The organism is Pseudomonas sp. MMS21 TM103 (assembly GCF_022132145.1).
Classification (GTDB): domain Bacteria; phylum Pseudomonadota; class Gammaproteobacteria; order Pseudomonadales; family Pseudomonadaceae; genus Aquipseudomonas.
Window position 1 is genome coordinate 592,251 of the sequence record NZ_JAJISP010000002.1, and the last position, 22,171, is coordinate 614,421.

The following is a 22,171-nucleotide window of genomic DNA, read 5'->3' on the forward strand; positions in this document are numbered from 1 at the left end:
ATGCCGGTTCTGCAATCCGCTATCGACGTGCATGGCCAAGACTTCGCCAGCAACCGTGAAGCCATGCTGGCCGCCGTGGCCCGTTTTCGCGAACTCGAACAGAACTGCCTGAACAAGGCGTTTGAGGCCAAGGCCAAGTTCGAAAAACGCGGCCAGCTGCTCCCGCGTGAGCGCCTGAACCTACTGCTCGACCCCGGCGCGCCCTTCCTCGAGCTGTGCTCGCTGGCCGGCTACCAGCTGCACGATGACAAGGATGGGACTCAAGCGGGGGGCGGCATTATCGCCGGCATCGGCTATATCGCCGGAGCACGTTGCCTGATCAGCGCCAGCAACAGCGCGATCAAGGGCGGCACCATCAGCCCCAGCGGCTTGAAGAAGACCCTGCGCCTGCAGCAGATCGCCTTCGAGAATAAGTTGCCGGTAGTGGCGCTGACCGAAAGCGGCGGCGCCAACCTCAACTATGCCGCCGAGATCTTCGTCGAGGGCGCGCGCGGTTTCGCCAACCAGGCGCGCATGTCGGCCATGGGCCTGCCGCAGATCACCGTGGTGCATGGTTCCAGCACTGCCGGCGGGGCTTACCAGCCAGGGTTGTCGGATTACGTGGTGGTGGTGCGCGGCAAGGCCAAGCTGTTCCTCGCTGGCCCACCGCTGCTCAAGGCCGCCACCGGCGAAATCGCCACCGACGAGGCGCTGGGCGGCGCCGAGATGCACGCCCAGGTCGCCGGCACCGCCGAGTACCTGGCGGAAAACGACGCCGACGGCGTGCGCATCGCCCGCGAAATTGTCGCCATGCTGCCGTGGAACGCGCAGCTGCCGGCTCGCCCGCAGAAAACCTGGCACGAGCCGCTGTACCCGGTCGACGAACTGCTCGGCCTGGTGCCGGCCGATGCCAAGAAGCCCTACGACGTGCGCGAGATCATCGCGCGCATCGCCGACGGCTCGGTCTTTCTCGATTTCAAGAACGAGTTCGACAACCAGACCGTATGCGGCCACCTGCAGATCGAAGGCCAGAGCTGCGGCTTTATCGGCAACAACGGCCCGATCACCCCGCAAGGCGCGGCCAAGGCGGCGCAATTTATCCAGCTGTGCGAGCAGAGCAACACGCCGATCCTGTTCTTCCACAACACCACCGGCTTTATGGTCGGTACCGAGGCGGAACAGCAGGGCGTGATCAAGCACGGCTCGAAGATGATCCAGGCGGTGGCCAACGCCACTGTACCCAAGCTGACCATCGTGGTCGGCGGTTCTTACGGCGCCGGCAACTACGCCATGTGCGGCCGTGGCCTGGACCCGCGCTTCATCTTCGCCTGGCCCAACAGCAAGACCGCGGTGATGGGCGGCGCCCAGGCCGGCAAGGTGCTGCGCATCGTCACCGAGGACAAGCACGCCAAGCAAGGCAAGCAGGCCGATCCGCAGATGCTTGACATGCTCGAGCAGGTCACCGCGCAGAAGCTCGACAGCCAGTCCACCGCCCTCTACGGCACCGCCAGCCTGTGGGACGACGGCCTGATCGACCCCCGTGACACGCGCAAGCTGCTCGGCTACCTGCTGGATATCTGTGCCGAGGCCAATCTGCGCCCGCTAAAACCCAGCACCTTTGGTGTGGCCCGTTTCTAACCCGTAGGGTGCGCCGTGCGCACCAGCCAAGATCACGGTGCGCACGGCGCACCCTACAAGGAGAACAACAATGATCTTTACCCAGGAACACGAAGAGCTGCGTCGCACGGTCCGTAATTTTGTCGACCGGGAAATCAACCCGCATGTCGAGCAGTGGGAAAAGGATGGCCGCTTCCCGATCCACGATATCTTCAAGAAGGCCGGCGACCTGGGCTTGCTGGGCATCTCCAAGCCGGAACAGTTCGGCGGCATGGGCCTGGACTACAGCTATTCGATAGTCGCCGCCGAAGAGTTCGGCACCATCATCTGCGGTGGCATCCCCATGTCCATCGGTGTACAGACCGATATGTGCACCCCGGCGCTGGCGCGCTTCGGCTCCGACGAGCTGCGCGAACAGTTCCTTCGCCCGGCCATCGCCGGCGAGATGGTTGGCTGTATCGGCGTTTCCGAAGTAGGCGCCGGCTCCGACGTGGCCGGGCTGAAAACCAGCGCCAGGAAAGACGGCGACGACTATGTGATCAACGGCAGCAAGATGTGGATCACCAACTCGCCATCGGCCAATTTTATCTGCCTGCTGGCCAACACCTCGGACGATAAACCGCACATCAACAAGTCGCTGATCATGGTGCCGATGAACACGCCCGGCATCAGCGTCAGCCCGCACCTGGACAAGCTCGGCATGCGCAGCTCGGAAACCGCCCAGGTGTTCTTCGACGATGTGCGCGTGCCACAGCGCTACCGCATCGGCCATGAAGGCGCCGGCTTCATGATGCAGATGCTGCAGTTCCAGGAAGAGCGGCTGTTCGGCGCGGCCAACATGATCAAGGGCCTGGAACACTGCATCGACGCCACCATCGCCTACTGCAAGGAGCGCAAGACCTTCGGCAACGCGCTGATCGACAACCAGGTCATCCACTTCCGCATGGCCGAGCTGCAGACCGAAGTCGAGTGCCTGCGCGCCCTGGTCTACCAGGCCACCGAGCAGTACATCCGCGGCAAGGACGTCACCACCCTGGCCTCCATGGCCAAGCTCAAGGCTGGTCGCCTCGGCCGCGAAGTCACCGACAGCTGCCTGCAGTACTGGGGCGGCATGGGCTACATGTGGGACAACCCGGTGGCCCGCGCCTACCGCGACGTACGCCTGGTCTCCATTGGTGGCGGTGCCGACGAGATCATGCTGGGCATCATCTGCAAGCTGATGGGCATTCTGCCCGGCAAGAAGAAGGGCTGAAATCGTGATGGTTCCCACGCTCTGCGTGGGAACCATCACGATCCTACGATCACGCGCTGGCGGAATACTGAACATGCAATTACCGAACTGCCAAACCCTGCTACTCAACCTCGAAGCTGGCGTGCTGCGCGTCACCCTCAACCGTGCGGACTGCCGCAACGCGATGAGCCTGGCGATGGTCGGCGAACTGCGCGCGGTGCTGGCCACCGTGCGCGATGACCTGAGCGTGCGCGCCATCGTGCTGCGCGGCGCCGGCGGGCATTTCTGTGCCGGCGGCGACATCAAGGACATGGCCAGTGCCCGTGCTACCGGCGCTGACGCCTACCGCGCCCTGAACCGCGCCTTCGGCAGCCTGCTGGAAGAGGCGCAGCACACTCCCCAGGTGCTGATTGCCGTGCTCGAAGGCGCGGTGCTCGGTGGCGGCTTTGGCCTGGCCTGCGTTTCCGATATCGCCATCTGCCAGCAGGACGCCAAGTTCGGCCTGCCGGAAACCAGCCTGGGTATCCTGCCGGCGCAGATCACGCCCTTTGTGGTGGGGCGCATCGGCCTGACCCAGACCCGTCGCCTGGCGCTGACCGCCGCCCGCTTCAATGGCAGCGAAGCCGAGCGTCTGGGCCTGGTGCACTTCAGCGAAGCGGACAAGGCCGCCCTGGAGCACAGACTGGCCGAGGTACTAAGCCAGGTACGCCAATGCGCGCCCCAGGCCAATGCCCAGACCAAGGTACTGTTGCTGGCCAGCCAGAACGAAGCTCTTGGCCCGCTGCTGGACCGCGCCGCCGAACAGTTCGCCGCAGCGGTAACCGGCGCCGAAGGTGTCGAGGGCACCCTGGCCTTCGTGCAGAAACGCGCGCCCAAGTGGGCCACAGAATAATCCTGTGGGATCGCCCCCCCGGCCCGTCCCACACACAACCTGATCGCCAGGCCTACGACCAAGCAGGAGCACCCAGATGCCCGCCTTCAACAAGATTCTGATCGCCAACCGTGGGGAAATCGCCTGCCGGGTCATGCGCACCGCCAAGGATTTGGGCTACCGCACCGTGGCGGTCTACTCCGAGGCCGATGCCGATTCGCGCCATGTGCAGGTGGCCGACCAGGCGCTGTGCATCGGCCCGGCCCAGGTCAACCGGTCTTATCTGCAGATCGACGCGATTATCGCGGCGGCGCTGAAGACTGGCGCCGATGCGATTCACCCCGGCTACGGTTTCCTCTCGGAGAACGCCGACTTCGCTCGCGCCTGCGAGGCCGCCGGCATCGTGTTTATCGGCCCGAGCGTCGAGGCCATCCACCTGATGGGCAGCAAGCGCCTGTCCAAGCTGGCCATGCTCGAGGCTGGCGTGCCTTGCATCCCGGGCTACGAAGGGGCCGAGCAGGACGACCAGACCCTGAGCCGCGCAGCCGGCCACATCGGCTTTCCGCTGATGATCAAGGCCAGCGCCGGCGGTGGTGGCCGGGGCATGCGCCTGGTCCATGAAGCCTGCGAGTTGCTGGCGCAGATCCGCACCGCTCGCTCCGAGGCGCAGAACGCCTTCGGCTGCGGCGAACTGATCCTCGAGCGCGCGGTGATCCAGCCGCGCCATGTCGAAATCCAGGTGTTCGGCGATGCGCACGGCAACATCGTTTACCTCGGCGAGCGCGACTGCTCGGTGCAGCGCCGCCACCAGAAGGTGGTCGAGGAGGCGCCCTGCCCGGTGATGACGCCTGAGTTGCGACAGGCAATGGGCGAGGCCGCGGTCAAGGCGGCCGCCTCGGTCGACTATGTCGGCGCCGGCACCGTGGAGTTCCTCCTGGACCGCAGCGGCGAGTTCTTCTTCCTGGAAATGAACACCCGCCTGCAGGTCGAGCATCCGGTCACCGAGCTGGTCACCGGGCAGGACCTGGTGGCCTGGCAGATTCGCGTCGCCGCAGGCCAACCACTGCCGCTCAAGCAGGAGGACATTCGCCTCGCTGGCCACGCCATGGAAGTGCGCCTGTATGCCGAGGATACGAGCCGTAATTTCCTCCCGAAAACCGGCCAGGTGTTGCGCTGGGAGCCGGCATTGCGCGACGGCATCCGCATCGACCACGGACTGCTCGAAGGCCAGACCATAAGCCCGTTCTACGACCCGATGCTGGCCAAGGTCATCGCCTATGGCGCGACCCGCGACGAAGCCCGCCGCAAACTGCTGCGCGCGGTGGAGGACTGCGTGCTGCTGGGGGTCAACGGTAACCAGCGCTTCCTCGCCAACCTGCTGAAGCATCCCGAATTCGCCGCAGGTAACGCCACCACGGCCTTTATCGCCGAGCATTTTTCCGCGGATCCGAGCCTGAGCCCGCAGCTGCCGGCTGCCAGCGAACTGGCCGTGGCCGCCGCCCTGCTCTATCAGCAATCGGCCAACGCGCGCGCCCACCAGAGCAGCCTGGCCGGCTGGCGCAATGCCGGCAACGCGCCCTGGCGCTTTGCCCTGGAACACGGCGAGCAGCAGCATAGCGTCGAGCTGGAAGTACTGGCCGACGGTGCGCAACCCAGCCTGCTGGCCAAGGTCGGCGGGCAGTCGGTCAGCCTCACGCTGCTGGCATGCGACGGTCGCTGGGCCACCCTGCAGCTGGACGGCATTCGCCAGCGCCTGGCCTATCATTTGGAAGACGGCAAACTCTGGCTGTATGGCCATGACGGCAACCTGCAATTCACCGACATCACCCACCTGCCGGCCAGCAGCGCCACCGGTGCCGGCTCCGGCAAGGTCAAGGCGCCGATGGATGGGTCGATTGTCGAGGTACTGGTCGAGCAAGGCAGCCCGGTCAGCAAAGGTCAACTGCTACTGGTGCTGGAGGCGATGAAGATGGAGCACTCGCTCAAAGCCAGCATCGACGGCGTGGTCCGGCGTGTTGACGTCAGACAGGGCGATCAGGTGAAGAACCGCCAATTGCTGGTGGAGATCGAAGCCAGCGAGGCCTGACCCGTAGGGTGCGCCGTGCGCACCAAAATTCCCGCGGTGCGCACGGCCTAGGCGGCCCCGCACCCCCTACGCAATGCACAGGAGCCACACCATGTCACTGCAAGGCAAAACCCTGTTCATCACCGGCGCCAGCCGTGGCATCGGCCGCGAGATCGCCCTGCGCGCCGCTCGCGACGGTGCCAACATCGTCATCGCGGCGAAAAGCGCCGAGCCCCATGCCAAGCTGCCGGGCACCATCCATTCGGTGGCCGCCGAGGTCGAAGCCGCCGGCGGCAAGGCCCTGGCCGTGCAACTGGACGTGCGCGACGAGGCTGCGGTAAAGGCCGCCATGCTCAGGGCAGCCGAGCATTTTGGCGGAATCGATGGCCTGATCAATAACGCCGGCGCAATCAAGCTGACTGGCGTCGAGCACCTGGAGCCCAAGCGCTTCGACCTGATGTTCCAGATCAACACCCGCGCGGTGATGGTCTGCAGCCAGGCCGCCCTGCCCTACCTCAAGCGGAGCAACAACGGTCATATCCTCAACCTGTCGCCGCCGCTGAATATGGACAGCAAGTGGTTCGCCCAGCACGGCCCCTATACCGTCACCAAGTACGGCATGAGCATGCTGACCCTGGGCATGAGCGAGGAATTCAAGAAATACGCCATCAGCGTCAATTCACTGTGGCCCAAGACCATGATCGCTACCGCCGCCATCGAGTTCGAGCTGGGCAGCCGCGACGCCTTCAAACGCGCGCGCACCCCGGCGATCATGGCCGACGCCGCCCACGCCATCCTGGCCAGCAGCGGGCGCAGCATCAGCGGACGCCTGTTGATCGACGAGGAAATCCTGCGCGAACAGGGCCAAAGCGAGTTCGAGCAGTATCGTTTCGATCCCGCGGGCGGCACGCTGATCCCCGATCTGTTTGTCGACTGACCACAGTCCCCCGCGGTAACTTCACGCACACTGCCAGTGCGCCTTGCCTTGATCCCTGCCAGCGGGGGCATCTTGCCGCTGACGATACGCAGAACATAAAAAAACCGCGGCCCAGAGGCCGCGGTTTTTTGTGCTGCGTCTGCCTATCAGGCCTTGTTACGCAGCTTCTCCGGGTTGATCAGGAAGCGTGCCAGAGCTGGCAGCAGCCAGATCGCGCCGATCATGTTCCAGAGGAACATGAAGGTCAGCATCAGGCCCATATCGGCCTGAAACTTGATCGCCGAGAAGATCCAGGTCGCCACGCCGATCGCCAGGCATACACCGGTGAACAGCACGGCCTTACCGGTCGACTTGAGGGTCTGGTAGTAGGCCTCCTGCAGCGACAGTCCTTGACGCAGGTAGGTCTCCAGACGGCTGTAGATATAGATGCCGTAGTCGACACCGATGCCGACGCCCAGCGCGATTACCGGCAGGGTTGCCACCTTGACCCCGATGCCCATGTAGGCCATCAGCGCGTTGCCCAGTACCGAGGTCAACACCAGCGGCAGAATCACGCAAAGGGTCGCGGCAATCGAGCGGAAGGTCAGCAGGCACATGAAGCTCACGGCGACATAGACCGCTACCAACATGGTGGTCTCCGACGCGGCGATCACCTCGTTGGTGGCCGCTTCGATGCCGGCGTTACCGGCTGCCAGGATAAACTCCAGGCCTTCCTTGTTGGTTTCCTTGGCGAAGTCTTCGACCACTGCAACCGCACGCTCAAGGGTTTCCGCCTTGTGGTCGTTGAGGAACACCAGCACCGGCGCTACCGAGCAATCGGCGTTGTACAGACCGTCGGCACGCGCAATCGAGTTATTCAGCACATCCTGGTTACGCGACAGGGTTTCCCATTTCAGGTTGCCCTCGTTCATGCCCTTGATCACCTGCTTGGACACAGTGACCATGGAGATGGCCGACTGCACGCCTGCGGTGTTTTCCATCGTCCACATCAGTTCGTCCATGGCCGACAGGGTCTGGTAGGTCGAACAGCCTTCCTTGCCAGTCTTGACCATCACCACCAGCACGTCGGAGCTGGTCGAGTAGTTGCGGATGACGAAGTCATTATCCAGGTTGTAGCGCGAGTCCGGGTGCAGCTCGGGCGCGCCCTGGTCGAGGTCACCGATCTTCAGGTTCTGGCCGTACCAGACGCCACCGGCCAGGGCCACCACCGCAATCAGCACGGACACCGGTGCCACCATCGGGTGGGCGAAGTTGGAAATCAGACGCCAGATCGGGTGATCCTTGGCCGCATCTTCACGGCTGATCCTGACGGCCTTCTTGCTGATGCCGATGTAGGAAATCATCACTGGCAGCAGGATCAGGTTGGTCAGGATGATCACCGCCACACCCATCGACGCCCCGATGGCCAGCTCACGGATCACGCCGATATCGATCAGCAACAAGGTAATGAAGCCAACCGCATCCGACAGCAAGGCAACCAACCCGGGGATGAACAGCTGGCGGAACGCCATGCGTGCAGCAGACAACGGACTGGTCGCCTCCCCCGAAGCAATGGCGATGCCGTTGATCTTTTGCACCCCATGGGAGATACCGATGGCGAAGACCAGAAACGGCACCAGCATCGAATAGGGATCCAGACCGAAGCCCAGGGTATGCAGCAAGCCCAGCTGCCAGATCACCGCAATCAGGGTGGTTATGACCACCGCCATGGTGCTCTTGAAGCACTTGGTGAACCACAACAGCAGGGCGAAGGTGATGGCAATGGCCACGGCAAAGAACAAGGCCACGCCGACCAGCCCATCGATCAGGTCGCCCACTTTCTTGGCAAACCCGATGACGTGAACTTTCACATTGGGGTTTTGTGCCTGGTACTTATCGCGAATCTTCTCTTCCAACTCGTGGGAGAATTTCTGGTAGTCCAGCGGGACCAGCTTGCTCTGATCCTCGGGGTCTGGATAGGCCTCCAGCAGCGGCACATCGACGATGCTCGATTTGAAGTTGTTCGCTACCAACCGCCCGACCTGCCCGGACTTGAGGATATTGCTGCGCAAGTCCTCCAGGCTTTCGCTGGAGCCGTCGTAGGTCTGCGGAATCACCGGGCCGCCGGCGAAGCCCTCTTCGGTCACCTCGGTCCAGCGTACGCTCGGGCTCCACAGCGATTTCAGGCCGGAACGATCGGCACCGGGAATATAGAACACTTCGTCGTTGATCTGACGCAGCGTCTCCATGTACTCCTTGGTGAAGATGTCGCCATCGACCGCTTCCACGGAGATGCGCACGGTATTACCCAGGTTTGCCAGGTCATTGCGATGCTCGAGCATCTTCTGGATATACGGATGGCCCAGCGGGATCATCTTCTCGAAGCTGGTTTGTGGGCGCACCTGGGCCGCTTGATAGAACAGAAAAACACTGATCAGCAGGCACAGCACAATGACGGCCGGGCGATTGTTGAAGATCAACCGCTCGAGGACAGACGCAGGTTGTTGTTGATGCTTACTCATGCAAACTCTCCCGGCTTATTATTGTTGGCGCAGATCGGCGCCAGTCGGCGAAGCGACGTGGACGCCGCCCTGCCCCACCAGAATCAGGTTGCCGTTATCCAGTGCAGCGATACCCGCCAGCGAGAGGCGGTCGACACGATTGAGCAAACTGAAGGTGCGCCCGTCATCGCTGCTTTTCAGCACGGTACCGCCATGCCCAACCACCACGAGTGAGCCATCGGCAAGTCGACTGCCACCGGCCAGGCCGAACTCCAGCGGACCGTTATTTGGAGTATTCAGCTCGATTCGTTGCCAGCTATCCCCGAAATCGGCAGAGCGGAACTGATGGCCACGCAGACCAAATACCAGCAGGCTGCCGGCTTCGCTGGTACCAAGAGCGCCAAACAACGAGCCCTCATAGGGACCCTGGATGGTTTCCCAGGTTTGCCCCCAATCGGCCGAACGGAACATGCCACCCAGTTCGCCAACGATAAACAGCCCCGCATCCTTGACCGCGACGATGGCGTTCAGGTGATAGCCATCTTCGTTGTCAATCCGCTCGCTGACGTCTTGCCAGTTCGCCCCACCGTCGGTGGTTTCCAGCAGCGCGCCGTAGGCACCTACGGCGTAACCGTTGTTACGGTCCTTGAACCAGACATCGAGCAACGGCGCCTCGCGATTCAGGTCCTCGAACTGCTTGACCCAGGTAGCACCACCATCGTTACTGGCGAGAATCTGAGCGTCGTGGCCAACCGCCCAACCGTGCTGGTCATCGACAAAGAACACCGCGGTGAGCATCTGCCGGGTCGGTACCTTGGCCTGGGTCCAGCGGGCGGCGTTGTCGTCGGAGTAGAGGATATGACCACGATCACCCACGGCCACCAGGCGCTGACCAACGCGGGTGACATCCAGCAGCAGTTTTTCCAGTGCTTTCGGCGATTCGATCGAGTAACGGACAGCGGCATCGGTGGCGGCTTGTGCCTGCAATGGCGCGGCAGCGAAAATCAGCATGGACAGCACACTGCAGAGCGAGAGCGCTTTAGCCAGCGGCGAGTAGAAGCGCAACGCCGGTGCGTTGAACAGACCGGCCTGGGTGCGCCGCTTGACGGGCTCACTCATATACCTTCCCCCTTGTTGTTATTGTGGTACTGCTTTTTAACAGACCGCCTATGCTAGCGAGCTTTCGAAAGGCCTGACAATCAGCGTGACGTTATGTTTTGTTAAGGCCAGGCCACGTGATTGAACGCTTATTCGACTGACTGATGTACAAAGCCCGCCTTCACTGTAGCGGCCTTTGGCCAACACTACACGAACATCAACCTGGGCGGCGACGACGCCGGGCCGTCGATTGGACATAACCGTGATCCGCAATCGGCTGACTGAGGGCGATGGCGCTTGCCTCAGGGTGCACGGCCTGCGGGCAGTGCGTTCCGATCAGCGCGCAGCGACAACCCGCCAGCGTTGTGCCGCGCCGGTGAATCCAGAGTGAACGGCCTGCGGCGAGTGACTGCCTAGGGATCGATAATTGCTCCAGACCGCAGGACCGCGTGCGCTCGCGCAGCCTGCATGCGTGCGCCGCAGTGATCCCACGGTTCATGAAAAGAGCTGCCAAACCCAGCAGCTCTGCTGATGCGCCATTTGGCAAGAACACACTACCGATCAGCGACCGGCAATATGCCCAAGGCCGACAACGCAGGTATCAGGCCAGGCTTTTGCTGACCACCTCGAACACATCGCTGGATAGTTCGCCAGACACGAGAATTCTCTCCAACTCGGCCTTCATCAAGGCCTGACGAGTGTCGTCGTATTTACCCCAGCGGGTTAACGGCCCGAGCAGCCGCGCGGCGATCTGCGGGTTGAGGGCATTCAGGGTAATCACCTGATCGGCCAGGAAGCGATAGCCGCTGCCGTCGACCTGATGAAAATTGACCGGGTTCTGCCCGGTGAACGCCCCGATCAGGGCGCGCACCTTGTTCGGGTTTTTCAGGGTAAAGGCCGGGTGTTCCATCAGTTGCTGCACCCGTGCCAAGGCGCCCGGCAGGCTGCAAGCCGCCTGCACGCTGAACCACTGATCCATGACCAAGGGGTTGTCCTTGAAGAAGTCGGCGAAGCTGGCCAACGCCTTGGCTTTTTCCTCCTCGAATGGCGAATTGACCAGCACGGCCACAGCCGCCAGGCGCTCGGTCATGTTGTCGCACACCTCCAATTGCTCCAGACATACCGCCAGCACCTCGGGCTTGCCGCTGAGCATCAGGTAGGACAGTGCAATGTTCTGCAGGCTGCGCCGGGCAAAGTGCTCGGCCTCGGCGACATACACAGTGCTGCGCGAAAGCTCGCGATTGGCCTGGTAGCGCTGCCAAAGCAGATCGAACAGGGCGTCGGCCAGTTGCTTGCGGGCGAATTCGCGGGCGCCATGGATGGCATCGACATCGGCCACTTCGCTGATTTCGCTGAGGTAGGCCTCCCCCGGCAACGAAAGCAGTTCGGCGACCATCGCCTGATCCAGCTGATCGTTCTCCAGTACGCTGCGCAGGGCGCTGACCAGGCGCTGATCGAGCTGCAAGGTCTCGCCGCGCTGATGCTGGCCGATCAATTCCTGCAACACCTGCACGGCCAACTGCTGACCGGCTTCCCAGCGGTTGAAACCGTCGGAGTCGTGCTGCATGAGGAACATCAACTGATCGCGGCTGTATGGGAAGCTCAGCTTGACCGGCGCGGAGAAGCCGCGCAGCAACGAAGGCAGCGGGTGCTCGGCCACATCGACAAAGGTCACAACCTGCTCGGCCTCCGTAATCGAGATCACCCGCGACGCCACGCCAGCGACGGCTTCACCTTGCAGGCGCAACGGCAGGGCCTGACCCTGCGCGCCGAGCAAGCCCAACTCCACGGGAATCACAAAGGGCTGCTTGTCCTTCTGCCCCGGCGTCGGCGGGCAGCTCTGCCTGAAGGTCAAGCTGTAGGTCTTGGCGGCGCCATCGTAGGCCTCGCCGACGGCCAAACGCGGCGTACCGCCCTGACTGTACCAGCGCTTGAACTGGCTCAGGTCGACGCCATTGGCGTCTTCCATGGCCTTGATGAAATCATCGCAGGTCACGGCCTGGCCATCGTGGCGCTCGAAGTACAGGTCGCTGCCCCGACGGAAGCCCTCGGTGCCGACCAGGGTGCGGATCATGCGCACCACTTCCGAGCCCTTCTCGTAGACGGTCAGGGTGTAGAAGTTGGAAATCTCCATGAAGGCCTCAGGCCGCACCGGATGGGCCATGGGGCCGGCATCCTCGGCGAACTGGTGAGTGCGCAGATAGGCCACGTCCTCGATGCGCTTGACCGTGCGCGAGTTCATGTCGGCGCTGAACTCGGCGTCGCGGAACACGGTGAAGCCTTCCTTGAGCGACAGCTGGAACCAGTCGCGACAGGTCACCCGGTTGCCCGACCAGTTGTGAAAGTACTCGTGGGCGACCACCGCCTCGACCCGCTGGTGGGCGGCGTCGGTGGCGGTCTCGGCCTTGGCCAGCACGCAGCTGGAGTTGAAGATATTGAGGCCCTTGTTCTCCATGGCGCCCATGTTGAAGTCGTTGACCGCGACGATCATGAAGATGTCCAGGTCGTACTCGCGACCATAGACCTGCTCGTCCCACTTCATCGACTTCTTCAGGCTGTCCATGGCGTGCTGGCACTTGTCGATGTTTTCCGGCTCGACATAGATGCGCAGCGCCACTTCCCGCGCGCTCATGGTGGTGAAGCTGTCCTCCACGCACCATAGGTCGCCGGCGACCAGGGCGAACAGGTAGGCCGGCTTCATGAATGGGTCCTGCCAGGTCGCCCAGTGCCGAACACTCTTTCCAGGGGCAGTATCTTCCGGGCCGCTGGCAATCGGGTTGCCGTTGGACAACAGCACCGGGTAGCGATGTTGCTCGGCGCTCAGGGTGGTGGTGAACTTGCTCATCACGTCTGGGCGATCGAGGTAGTAAGTGATCTTGCGGAAGCCCTCGGCCTCGCATTGGGTGCAGAACATGCTGCCGGACTTGTACAACCCCTCCAGGGCGGTATTGCGCTCCGGGTGAATGCGCACGCTGCTGTCGATGACGAAACTGGCACTTTTGGGCTGCAGGCTCAGGTGGCTGGCGCTGAGCTGGTAATCGCCGGCAGCCAGCGTTTCACCATCGAGGGACAGGTTGAGCAGCTCCAGCTCCTGGCCGTCGAGCACCAGCGCCGGCAGCTCGCGGCCCGGGTCGCCGGCCACACAGGCCGGATTGCGCCGCATCACCAGCTGCGCATGCACCAGCGTGTGATCCTCGAACAACTCGAAGGTCAGGTGCGTCTCGTCGATCAGGTAGTCCGGCGCCTGATAGTCCTTGAGGTAAATCATCTTCGGTTGTTCGGTGCGCATGATGGCCTCTTCGAGGCAGCCGCAAGCGTCAAGCCGCAAGCTGCAAGTGGTGGTCAGACGGCCAGTTGGTGGATGGCCAACTGATAGCTGGTGTATTTGCGGATATTGATCACGCCGGTGTCGAACATCAGGTACTGGCCCTTGATGCCGAGCAGGGTGCCTTCGGCAAGCGGGTTCTTGTCCAGGTTGAAGCTGCTGATCTTGGCCGGGTAGGCCTCGATCGGATAACGGATATCCACCGGCTGCTGATCGTTCAGCGGCTGGATCGCCTGAATGCCGAAGCGCTGCTGCAACTCGGTAAGCCCCGCGCTGCAACTGGCGAACAGCTGATCTCGAATCGCCGGCAGGTCGACCGGCGCGGCATCGCCCTTGAGCAAGGCGCGCCAGTTGGTCTTGTCCGCGACCTGTGTGCGCAGCAGATCCTCGACGAAGCCCGACTGCTGACGGGTGGCCACGCGCAAAATCGGCAACGCCTGGCTCGCGCCCTGGTCCATCCAGCGTGTCGGAATCTGCGTGGCGCGAGTGATACCGACCTTCACGCCGGAGGAATTGGCCAGGTAGACCACGTGATCGGTCATGCAGAACTGCTCGCCCCAGCTCGGTTCGCGACAGGTGCCGGCGTCGTAGTGGCAGCGTTCTGGGCTCATGATGCAGATATCGCACTGCGCCAACTTCTGCATGCAGGGGTAGCAGTAGCCCTGACTGAAACTGGTCTTGGTCTTGCGCCCGCAGTGGCTGCAATGGATAGCGCCCAGGTACTCGAGGCGCAAGGTCTTGCCGATCAATGGATTGACCGCCAACTCTTGATCGTCCAGGCGAAAGGCGTACTGCACAGGCGCATCCAGACGCACCGCCATCTTGTTCAGGGCACCGCGTGCCAACTCAGCCATCAGTGCAGGGCATCCGTAGACTTGAATAGCAGGTTTGGTGCCGGCTCGGACTTGGAGCCGCAGGCCTGCTCCCCCATGTAGCCGATACGTTGGTCTTCGGGGAGATTACGCGCTTCCCAAGCGATCAGCGCCTGCAGAGTCAGTTCCTTTTGCTCCGGGGTCAGCTTGCGACCATCTGGCCACTTTCCGATTTCCAGGGCCAACTTCAGGCTCTGGTGAATCTCCGGGGTGATATTTTCTATTGCTTGGAGAAAGGACGACATGGATACCTCCGAATACAAAGCCGCAGTTTACCGGCTACGGCGGGCGCTCGCGAGCGCCTGGCGCAGGCCGGGCAATCATCTGCCAGCACGCCGACGCGCCAGCGCGCCGCCGAGCAGACCGGTCGCGCAACCGGCGAGCAATCCACCGACATGGGCGGCATTGGCAATCGCGCCAAACTGCAGCAGTTCGAAGATGCCAGTCATGCAGATCAACAGCCAGGCCAGCATCATCACCAGCACGCCCCGCGGCAGGCGATACTCGGCATTCGGCGCCAGCAGCTGAAACAGCCAGCAGTGTCCCAGCATGCCGTAGAGCACGCCGGACAGGCCGCCAAACAGGGCCGGACCGGAAAAGCTGTACTGGGCAAGGTTGGATGCCAGGCTGAACAGCAGCGTCAGCCCGAGCAGCATCCACGGGCCCTGGCGCGCCTCGATACGCCGCCCCAGTACCCAGTACCAGAGCGCATTCATCGTCAGGTGCAACAGGCCGAAATGGATCAGCATCGGCGTGATCAGGCGCCACCACTGCCGCGTTTCGAGCATTTCACTCAGGTAACTGAAATAGATGTAATCGCCCTGAATGCGGAAATCGACAAAGCTCAACCAGCGGATCGCTGCGAAATTGTCGCCCAGCGCGGTCAGCGCGGCCACCAGCAGGGTCAGCCCGAGCATGCCAGCCGTCAGCGGGCTGTCGCGCAACTGCTGGACAAACCCTGCGGCAGCCTGCGGCGAGGCTGGCGCCTGCAACGCCGCATCGCCCTGCGGGTAGCGCACATACAGTTCGTGCACCTGCTCGGCCAATTCGTTCGGCACCCACAACACCTGTTCGCCGGCTTCTTCGGAGACCCGGTGCGGCACCTGCAAGCGCCGCAACAGGACGATGAAGCCCGTGAGATCGGTCTGGATTGGCAGACGCAAGACGGCAACTGGGCTCATCGCGGAGCCTGCGAGCGCTGCACGTCGACCGAGACGAACTTGTGCGGATCCAGGCGTGCTTCCTGATCCAGCCGGTAAGCCACCAGCTTGCCGTTCAATACGGCGCTGTAATCCAGACAGGCCAGATTGGGACGGATCGGTGCCGGCTTACCGCTGCGCCAATAGTGACCGACGAACAGCAGAGGCTGATCGGCGCCATAGCGCAGCAGCTCGTTTTTTTGCAATTCGCTCAGCGGCGTTTGCGCGGCCAGCACCGGCAAGGCATCGGGCTGGAAGACGATATCGCCGTAAGTCTGCGGATCTTCCTCCCAGAACTTGGTGCGAAAATGCGCCCGGGTGAAACCCTCGCCACTGGTCAAGGTCAACCCGTGCGGCAGGCGCATGTCGGTACCGCGCAGCAGGCGATCCAGGGCGGTATTGGCAAAACTACCCGGCACGGCCGAGGCCTGAAGAAAGTGCTCGTCGATGCAGGCGTCGGGAAACTGCGCGCGTAGCGGCTCGATCAGGTCGGCGTCCCAGCAGGCATGCACCACACGGAAATGCCCGGCATCGATGAACAACGGCAACTGGTAGAACCAGGCAAGAAACTCGGACCATTCCGCGGGATAGGCCTCGAACTGCTCCAGGGTCTCCTTGATCAGCCGTGCATGCCGCGGTGTGTGCTCGCGCACATAGTGCTGACCACTGCCGGGGGCGGCCAGGGTGCTCCAGCCGAGGGCATAGAATTCATGGTTACCCATGATGCACAGCGCCTCGCCGGCCTGAACCATGTCATGGACCAGATGCAGGGCTTCACGGATACGCGGACCGCGATCGACCAGATCACCGAGAAAAATCGCCATGCGCCGCGGATGTCGCCAGACACCGCCCCGGCGCCGATAACCCAGGGTATCGAGCAGGCGTTCGAGGGTCAGCGCACAACCGTGAATGTCGCCAATCAGGTCGTAGCCACGGGCGGGATCGAGGTGCATTCAGCCGCCCCCGCCCCCGAGCCGACTGCCCCAACCCAGCTTGTCACGGCAGACCTCGTAGTAGTTGTGATCGAGCGGATGGATCAGGCACAGCTTCTGCGGCTTCTTGCTTACCGTGACGGTGTCGCCGGGGGCGCAGGTGAAGTGATTCTGGCCATCGCAGGAAACCTGCGGGTAGATCTGCATATCCTTGGACACGATGATTTTCAGCTCGCTGTTGCCATCCACCACAATCGGCCGGCTGGACAAGGTATGCGGGTACATCGGCACGATGACCATGGCATCCAGCTTGGGGTGCATGATTGGCCCGCCGGCGGACAGCGCATAGGCAGTGGAGCCGGTCGGCGTGGCGACGATCAGGCCATCGGCCTTCTGACTGCAGACGAACTGGCCATCGATGAACAACTCGAATTCGATCATCCGCGTCGACTTGCCCGGGTGCAGCACCACGTCGTTGAGCGCATCGCCCTGACCGATCGCTTCGCCATGACGACGCACTTCGGCCTCCAGCAGGAATCGGTTCTCGGTCAGGTAGTTGCCTTCCAGCACCTGGGCGACCTTGAGTTCCAGTTCATCTGGACGGATATCGGTGAGAAAGCCCAGACTGCCGCGGTTTACCCCCAGCACCGGCACCTTGTGCCGCGCCAGAGCGCGGGCCGCACCGAGCATGCTGCCGTCGCCGCCGACGACGATGACCAGGTCGCAGACCTCACCAAGAATTTTCCGCGAGGACGTTTGCAAGCCATGACCGGGCAGGACTTCGGCGATGGTGTCTTCGAGAATCACATGCAGGTGACGGTCGATCAGAAACCGCTTCAGCCGGCGCACGGTATCCAGCACCTGGGTGCTACCCAGACGGCCGATGATGCCGATATTTCGAAATTGCTCCATGGTGCTCCCGCAGGCTCTGGATCTAGAGAGCCTCGATTATGGGCGAAAGCCTGCGGCAGCGGCAAACTCGGGGCATTTGCGCCATGCCGAACCGGCAACGTTCAACCACCGCCACGCAAGGATTTGGCGCTATGCTCGAATGATGATGCCTTTTTCCGCGCTTACCGACCTGCAGCAGCAATTGCGCCAACCCCCGGTGCGGGATCTGGCCTGGGTGTTGTTATCACCGCCGCTGTTCAGCAGCCTACCATGGCCGCAACGCCACCCGTTCAGCGCCAGCCCATGGGGCCGCGCGCCTAGTACGCTGGCCGACTGGCTGATCAGCCTCGACCGCGACCCCGGCAGTTTGCTGAACTGGCTGGCGCAGAGTTCGGTGCGGCGCCTGGGCCTGTATTACGAGCGTCTCTGGCAATTCGCCCTGCACGCCGCCCCCGGTATCGAATTGCTGGCGGCCAACCTGCCGATCCGCCAAAACGGACAGACCCTCGGCGAACTCGACTTGCTGTTGCGCGACGAGGAAGGCGTGCACCACCTGGAACTGGCGATCAAACTCTATCTTGGCCCGCAACGACAGAGCGGCGCCGAACTCGCCCACTGGATCGGCCCGGGCTGCCATGACCGCCTGGATATCAAGCTCGCGCATCTCAGCCAGCACCAGTTGCCCATGTCAGCACGCGGCGAGGCACGCCCGGCGCTGGCGGAACTCAACCTGTGCGCAGCCCAGGCCGCGCTCTGGCTCGGCGGGTACTTGTTCTACCCCTGGCCGAAACCTTGCGTGCCACCTCTGGGGGCCAACCCGCAGCACTTGACCGGCCGCTGGCTGCACCGGCGTGACTGGCCAGGTTTTGCCGCACAGAACAGCGACGGCTGCTGGCAGCCGTTACCGCGCGCATCCTGGCTGGCGCCGGCACGAATTGACCGGACCGAGCTGTGGTCGGCCGAAACCCTGCAAGCCTGGCTGCACGCACTGCAGCCGCAGGCCAAGGCGCAATTACTGGTGAGGCTGCAGCCCAGCCCGCAGGGTGACTGGCAGGAGCTCGAGCGGGTGTTTCTGGTCAGCGATAACTGGCCGTCAGCAATAACCGAAACCGCCGAAAAATAGCGCCGAGGACATCCCTCACCCACTGAGACCGAGCCAGACGTCAGTCGCCATTAGCGGCTGCGCTCTGTATGTCCTCCGGAACGTGCCAGGTAACCCGAGCCGCTTTCGCACAGCAGGGAAGCGCGCTGCACCGCCGGCAACACATCCAGACCATTGCGCAGGGCGTAGGCGTTGAAACCCAGCTGCGCGAGCAAGAACACTGCACTGGCGCTGCGCTTGCCACTGTCGCAATAGCACAGATAGGTGCGCGCCTTATCCAGCAGTCGCGCCTTCAGCCGCAGCAGCTGCAACGGCATATGCAGTGACTCCAATGCATGGGCCTGCTCGTATTCCTCTTGCAGGCGCACGTCCAGCCACTGTGCGCCGGCCGCCAGCAGGCGCGCCGCTTCGCCCAGGGAAACGTCGTCGACCACCGGAGACTTGAGCAACGAGAAGAAATCCTGACGATCGAGGCGCAACACCACGCCATCCTCGATCAGCGTCACCGTGGCGTTGCGCGGGCGGTCGGCAAGCAAGGCCTCTTCACCGAAGCAGGCGCCCACCTCCAGCTCGGCCAGCACCTGCTGCTCGCTACCGGCGCCGCGAATCACTTCGGCACGACCGCTTTCGAGGAAATAACAGCAATCGCCTGACTCCCCTTCACACAACAGGGTTGTGCCCGCTGCCAGCTCGATGCGCTGCAAACGCTCCAGCATGGTGCGCACATTGCTTGGCGGTACCTTGGCGAATACGGGGTTCTGCAGAAGTCGCTCCAGCCACTCCACATCAGCATGGTTCTGACCCAGCTCGAGGAGCAAATCCTGGTAGGCCAGGCGCCAGGTCAGCAGCCGGTCAAGCGTTGCCGTATCCACCGCCAGCAGGCTGGCATCGGTGGCGGCCCGCACTTCATGCAAACGCGGCAAGCTGGGCGACAGCGGGTGACAGCTGGCCTCACTGCCGGCGACCAGACGCTGCTGCTGGCCATCGGGTGTCTGCATCAGCAATTCCCCAGCAAGCAGGTAGTAGGTCCGGCCCGCCCGGTCGCCGTGGCGAAAGAGCAGCTGCCCGGCCAGCAGCGGCCGCGGTACCAACTGACTGCGCAGCTCCCGCCACTGCTGTTCGGAGAGCACATTGAGCGGCGTAAAACTGCGCAACTGCGCGGGATTCAGGGGATCACTCATGGATATCCAGGCTCCGCTGGTCAAGACTCGGAGGGTGCGCAAATCGCCAGCGCCGTTGCGAGCGTTTAGTCACAAGCGCTGTTGCTCCGCCTCATACTGGCGCAACGCCGAGGCACGTCCTTGCAAGCCGCCGGTATGCACGAACAGCAGGCGACTGCCGCGCTCAAAGTAACCGGCCTCGACGCGCTGACGCAACGCCATTAGCGCCTTGGCGGTATACAGCGGCTCCAATGCCAGACCACTGGCCGCCTCGCTGACCCGAAGAAACTCCAGCAGCGCCGCATCGACCTTGGCAAAACCGCCACGACTGGCATCCAGCAACTGATAGCCGCCATCCGTGGCTCGCGCCTCGTCGAGCAGCGCCCGCACGTTGTGCGCCACGCCATGATCGGCAGGTACCGCCACGGCACCATAGACCGGATGAGCGCCGGCCTCGCCCAGCACCAGGCCCGCCAGGGTCGTTCCCGTGCCCGCAGCGAGCCACCAGCCGTGATAATCCGCCCAGCCGAGCGCGCTCAGCTGCTCCTGCACCTGCTGCACCAACCCGCTACAGCCCATGGCTCCCAGCAACCCACCGCCACCCTCGGGCACTGGATACAGGTTGCAATAGCGCTCACGCCAGGGATCCCAGAAATCCGGCTGATGGCGGGCGCGATAGCCACCATAGCCGAGCCAGTGCAGCTGCATGCCGAAGCGCTGCAGATCGTTCACGGTAGGCGTGTCCCGCGGCGTGCCGCGGAGCAGACCAACCGTGGGAAAGTCGAAGCGTTTTCCTGCAGCGGCCAGCGCGTGCAGATGATTGGAATGTGCGCCGCCGAGACTGATCAACCCCTCGGCGCCGTTCGCGCAGGCCGCCTCAAGGTAGGGCGCCAGCTTGAACCACTTGTTGCCACTGATCAGCGGATCGATCAGATCCAGGCGCAACACTGCCAGTTCGACATCGGCTGCCTCCAGCCAATCGAGGTGCAAGGGCTCGAGCGGCGCCTTGGGCGCCCAGCCCGGGTCAATGAGCAAAACCTAACCGACGGTGCGCAAGCGGCTACCGGCCTTATGCCGCTCGCAGCAGTTGGAATTGCCGACAGTGAAACGGCTCGGCGTGTCGATCCGATCGATTGGGATGGCGCAACGCTGGCCACTGGGCAGTGTGGCCTCGCAACTCGGTTGCTGATAGTGCGCCAGCCACTGGCGGTACTGCACTTCGGAAACGAAACATTTGGCCGCCGCATAGGCCATGGGGTTGTCACGATAGCTGCCAATGTCCTGCAAGGGGATGGTCAGGTGTCCGGCGCCGGGGTGATAGACCACGAAGACCACACCGAGCGTGGCCAGGCGCTCGAGAATCTGCTCGCCGCCCTGCCCGGCCAGTTCGTCGCGCTCACGCTTGAGCCGCTCGACCTCCTCGTGTGTCTGCGCGTCCTGTTCATTGCGATAGGCGAGTTCGACATCGCGAATGGCGACTTGCTCTTTGTATTCGGCCACCGCCGAGGCGATTTTGGCTTGCAGTTCATTCTCGAACTGGACTCGCAGGATCTCGCTTTCGGTCCGATCATGGCGTTCCAGCTCGCGCATCTGCTCGGTCATTTCCTCGCGGAACGACTGCATGCTGGCCGCTTGAGCTGCCAGTTGCGCCTTAAGGGTGGCATTCAACTCCTGTTGTTGGCGCAATGCCTTACGCAGCTCGCTTGCCTGCGCCTGGAGACTTTCGCTTTGCTGTTCATTAGCCAACTTGAGCTTGGCCACTTCCTCTTCGTGTTGCTGGCTCAGGCTGCTGATGCGCAACCGCTGCTGCTTGATCAGCTGCGCGGTCTTCAAACGATGCTCCTGATCCATCGTCTCGGTGACCCTACTGGCCACTTCCGCGGCCGCATCGGGCGCATACCACTTGTCTTCCGACGCCATGTGCAGGCGCTCGGGCGCAATCGCCTGGGGGCTGTCATCCTCGACCAGCAAACCCAGGTTGTTGCGCTTGACCGCGTCACGCAGCAACACCAGGTCATTGTGCCCAGGCGCCAGGTTCGGATCCCACAGGTGCATCTGGTGCCAGGAAACCGGGCACTGACTGCGGCAGGCCAGCCGAATCGGCCCGGCGCCAAGGTCAGGTCCACGCCCGGCACGCTCGGACAGATGCTGCAGGGGAATATTCCAGCCCGAGTCCGGCGCGCCTTTCTCGTCGAAATCCAGATAGAAAAACACCACAGCACGGATCAACAGGCGCGGATTGATCGCCACATAGGCAATGCGCATCTGCTGATCGGCGAACTCCGGCATGTTGACCACGCCATCGAGCAAGGCCTCGAACTCGGCAAAGAACATCTGTTTGCAGACGCCACCGCGCTCATTGAAGAACATCACGGCCTCAACCATCTGCGGCTTGTTCTGCATGCTCATCGG

At 62.9% G+C, this 22,171-nt stretch carries 17 protein-coding genes; 6 read left to right on the forward strand and 11 right to left on the reverse strand.

Annotated features, from left to right (window positions below):
• The 5 genes from atuC to LJY18_RS09790 all read left to right on the forward strand — a co-directional run bounded on the left by atuC (position 1) and on the right by LJY18_RS09790 (position 6,700).
• Entirely contained in the window at positions 1–1,617 is a 1,617-nt protein-coding gene (gene atuC, locus LJY18_RS09770) for an acyl-CoA carboxylase subunit beta (protein ID WP_238041610.1), read from the forward strand.
• A 70-nt stretch (positions 1,618–1,687) separates the two neighbouring features.
• On the forward strand, positions 1,688–2,848 hold the full coding sequence (gene atuD, locus LJY18_RS09775) for a citronellyl-CoA dehydrogenase (RefSeq protein WP_238041611.1): 1,161 nt from the start codon (positions 1,688–1,690) through the stop codon (positions 2,846–2,848).
• 73 nt (positions 2,849–2,921) lie between these two features.
• Positions 2,922–3,719 (forward strand): enoyl-CoA hydratase/isomerase family protein, encoded by a 798-nt coding sequence (locus tag LJY18_RS09780; protein ID WP_238041612.1) that lies wholly within the window; start codon positions 2,922–2,924, stop codon positions 3,717–3,719.
• Positions 3,720–3,795: 76 nt separating this feature from the next.
• The gene (locus LJY18_RS09785; RefSeq protein WP_238041613.1) at positions 3,796–5,784 is read left to right on the forward strand and encodes an acetyl/propionyl/methylcrotonyl-CoA carboxylase subunit alpha; all 1,989 of its coding nucleotides are present in this window, start codon (positions 3,796–3,798) and stop codon (positions 5,782–5,784) included.
• Positions 5,785–5,875: 91 nt separating this feature from the next.
• Positions 5,876–6,700 (forward strand): SDR family oxidoreductase, encoded by an 825-nt coding sequence (locus LJY18_RS09790; protein ID WP_238041614.1) that lies wholly within the window; start codon positions 5,876–5,878, stop codon positions 6,698–6,700.
• A gap of 146 nt (positions 6,701–6,846) precedes the next feature.
• Here LJY18_RS09790 and LJY18_RS09795 read toward each other — a convergent pair whose 3' ends face one another.
• The 8 genes from LJY18_RS09795 to LJY18_RS09830 all read right to left on the reverse strand — a co-directional run bounded on the left by LJY18_RS09795 (position 6,847) and on the right by LJY18_RS09830 (position 17,518).
• Positions 6,847–9,201 carry an efflux RND transporter permease subunit gene (locus tag LJY18_RS09795; RefSeq protein ID WP_238041615.1) on the reverse strand — a complete coding sequence of 785 codons (2,355 nt, stop codon included), beginning with the start codon at positions 9,199–9,201 and terminating at the stop codon, positions 6,847–6,849.
• Positions 9,202–9,219: 18 nt separating this feature from the next.
• Entirely contained in the window at positions 9,220–10,299 is a 1,080-nt protein-coding gene (locus LJY18_RS09800) for a WD40/YVTN/BNR-like repeat-containing protein (RefSeq protein WP_238041616.1), read from the reverse strand.
• 580 nt (positions 10,300–10,879) lie between these two features.
• Positions 10,880–13,567, reverse strand: a complete 2,688-nt coding sequence (gene pepN / locus LJY18_RS09805; protein WP_238041617.1) for an aminopeptidase N — start codon at positions 13,565–13,567, stop codon at positions 10,880–10,882.
• Between the two features lie 53 nt (positions 13,568–13,620).
• Entirely contained in the window at positions 13,621–14,457 is an 837-nt protein-coding gene (locus LJY18_RS09810; protein ID WP_238041618.1) for a DUF2797 domain-containing protein, read from the reverse strand.
• The gene (locus LJY18_RS09815; protein ID WP_238041619.1) at positions 14,457–14,720 is read right to left on the reverse strand and encodes a YeaC family protein; all 264 of its coding nucleotides are present in this window, start codon (positions 14,718–14,720) and stop codon (positions 14,457–14,459) included. Before LJY18_RS09815 ends, LJY18_RS09810 begins: the two co-directional genes overlap by 1 nt.
• A gap of 75 nt (positions 14,721–14,795) precedes the next feature.
• A complete protein-coding gene (locus tag LJY18_RS09820) occupies positions 14,796–15,656 on the reverse strand; it encodes a rhomboid family intramembrane serine protease (protein ID WP_238041620.1) in 861 nt (286 codons plus the stop codon).
• On the reverse strand, positions 15,653–16,627 hold the full coding sequence (locus tag LJY18_RS09825; protein ID WP_238041621.1) for a metallophosphoesterase: 975 nt from the start codon (positions 16,625–16,627) through the stop codon (positions 15,653–15,655). Before LJY18_RS09825 ends, LJY18_RS09820 begins: the two co-directional genes overlap by 4 nt.
• Complete coding sequence (locus tag LJY18_RS09830) at positions 16,628–17,518, reverse strand: NAD(+) kinase (RefSeq protein ID WP_238041622.1); 891 nt, start codon at positions 17,516–17,518, stop codon at positions 16,628–16,630. It lies immediately after the preceding gene.
• A gap of 142 nt (positions 17,519–17,660) precedes the next feature.
• Here LJY18_RS09830 and LJY18_RS09835 point away from each other — a divergent pair, with 142 nt between their 5' ends.
• The gene (locus LJY18_RS09835; RefSeq protein WP_238041866.1) at positions 17,661–18,620 is read left to right on the forward strand and encodes a DUF1853 family protein; all 960 of its coding nucleotides are present in this window, start codon (positions 17,661–17,663) and stop codon (positions 18,618–18,620) included.
• Positions 18,621–18,670: 50 nt separating this feature from the next.
• Here LJY18_RS09835 and LJY18_RS09840 read toward each other — a convergent pair whose 3' ends face one another.
• The 3 genes from LJY18_RS09840 to LJY18_RS09850 form a co-directional block, all read right to left on the reverse strand.
• Positions 18,671–19,780: a cyclic nucleotide-binding domain-containing protein gene (locus LJY18_RS09840; protein WP_238041623.1), complete on the reverse strand. Its 1,110-nt coding sequence runs from the start codon at positions 19,778–19,780 to the stop codon at positions 18,671–18,673.
• A gap of 69 nt (positions 19,781–19,849) precedes the next feature.
• Positions 19,850–20,794, reverse strand: a complete 945-nt coding sequence (locus tag LJY18_RS09845) for a 1-aminocyclopropane-1-carboxylate deaminase/D-cysteine desulfhydrase (protein ID WP_238041624.1) — start codon at positions 20,792–20,794, stop codon at positions 19,850–19,852.
• A gap of 3 nt (positions 20,795–20,797) precedes the next feature.
• Positions 20,798–22,168 carry a chromosome partitioning protein ParA gene (locus LJY18_RS09850; protein WP_238041625.1) on the reverse strand — a complete coding sequence of 457 codons (1,371 nt, stop codon included), beginning with the start codon at positions 22,166–22,168 and terminating at the stop codon, positions 20,798–20,800.
• Between the last annotated feature and the right edge of the window lie 3 nt (positions 22,169–22,171).

Bases quoted from the DNA above. Each gene is read 5' to 3' on its own strand.
- atuC (WP_238041610.1), top strand. From the start codon at position 1: ATGCCGGTTCTGCAATCCGCTATCGACGTGCATGGCCAAGACTTCGCC.
- atuD (WP_238041611.1), top strand. From the start codon at position 1,688: ATGATCTTTACCCAGGAACACGAAGAGCTGCGTCGCACGGTCCGTAAT.
- LJY18_RS09780 (WP_238041612.1), top strand. From the start codon at position 2,922: ATGCAATTACCGAACTGCCAAACCCTGCTACTCAACCTCGAAGCTGGC.
- LJY18_RS09785 (WP_238041613.1), top strand. From the start codon at position 3,796: ATGCCCGCCTTCAACAAGATTCTGATCGCCAACCGTGGGGAAATCGCC.
- LJY18_RS09790 (WP_238041614.1), top strand. From the start codon at position 5,876: ATGTCACTGCAAGGCAAAACCCTGTTCATCACCGGCGCCAGCCGTGGC.
- LJY18_RS09795 (WP_238041615.1), bottom strand. From the start codon at position 9,201: ATGAGTAAGCATCAACAACAACCTGCGTCTGTCCTCGAGCGGTTGATC.
- LJY18_RS09800 (WP_238041616.1), bottom strand. From the start codon at position 10,299: ATGAGTGAGCCCGTCAAGCGGCGCACCCAGGCCGGTCTGTTCAACGCA.
- pepN (WP_238041617.1), bottom strand. From the start codon at position 13,567: ATGCGCACCGAACAACCGAAGATGATTTACCTCAAGGACTATCAGGCG.
- LJY18_RS09810 (WP_238041618.1), bottom strand. From the start codon at position 14,457: ATGGCTGAGTTGGCACGCGGTGCCCTGAACAAGATGGCGGTGCGTCTG.
- LJY18_RS09815 (WP_238041619.1), bottom strand. From the start codon at position 14,720: ATGTCGTCCTTTCTCCAAGCAATAGAAAATATCACCCCGGAGATTCAC.
- LJY18_RS09820 (WP_238041620.1), bottom strand. From the start codon at position 15,656: ATGAGCCCAGTTGCCGTCTTGCGTCTGCCAATCCAGACCGATCTCACG.
- LJY18_RS09825 (WP_238041621.1), bottom strand. From the start codon at position 16,627: ATGCACCTCGATCCCGCCCGTGGCTACGACCTGATTGGCGACATTCAC.
- LJY18_RS09830 (WP_238041622.1), bottom strand. From the start codon at position 17,518: ATGGAGCAATTTCGAAATATCGGCATCATCGGCCGTCTGGGTAGCACC.
- LJY18_RS09835 (WP_238041866.1), top strand. From the start codon at position 17,661: ATGATGCCTTTTTCCGCGCTTACCGACCTGCAGCAGCAATTGCGCCAA.
- LJY18_RS09840 (WP_238041623.1), bottom strand. From the start codon at position 19,780: ATGAGTGATCCCCTGAATCCCGCGCAGTTGCGCAGTTTTACGCCGCTC.
- LJY18_RS09850 (WP_238041625.1), bottom strand. From the start codon at position 22,168: ATGAGCATGCAGAACAAGCCGCAGATGGTTGAGGCCGTGATGTTCTTC.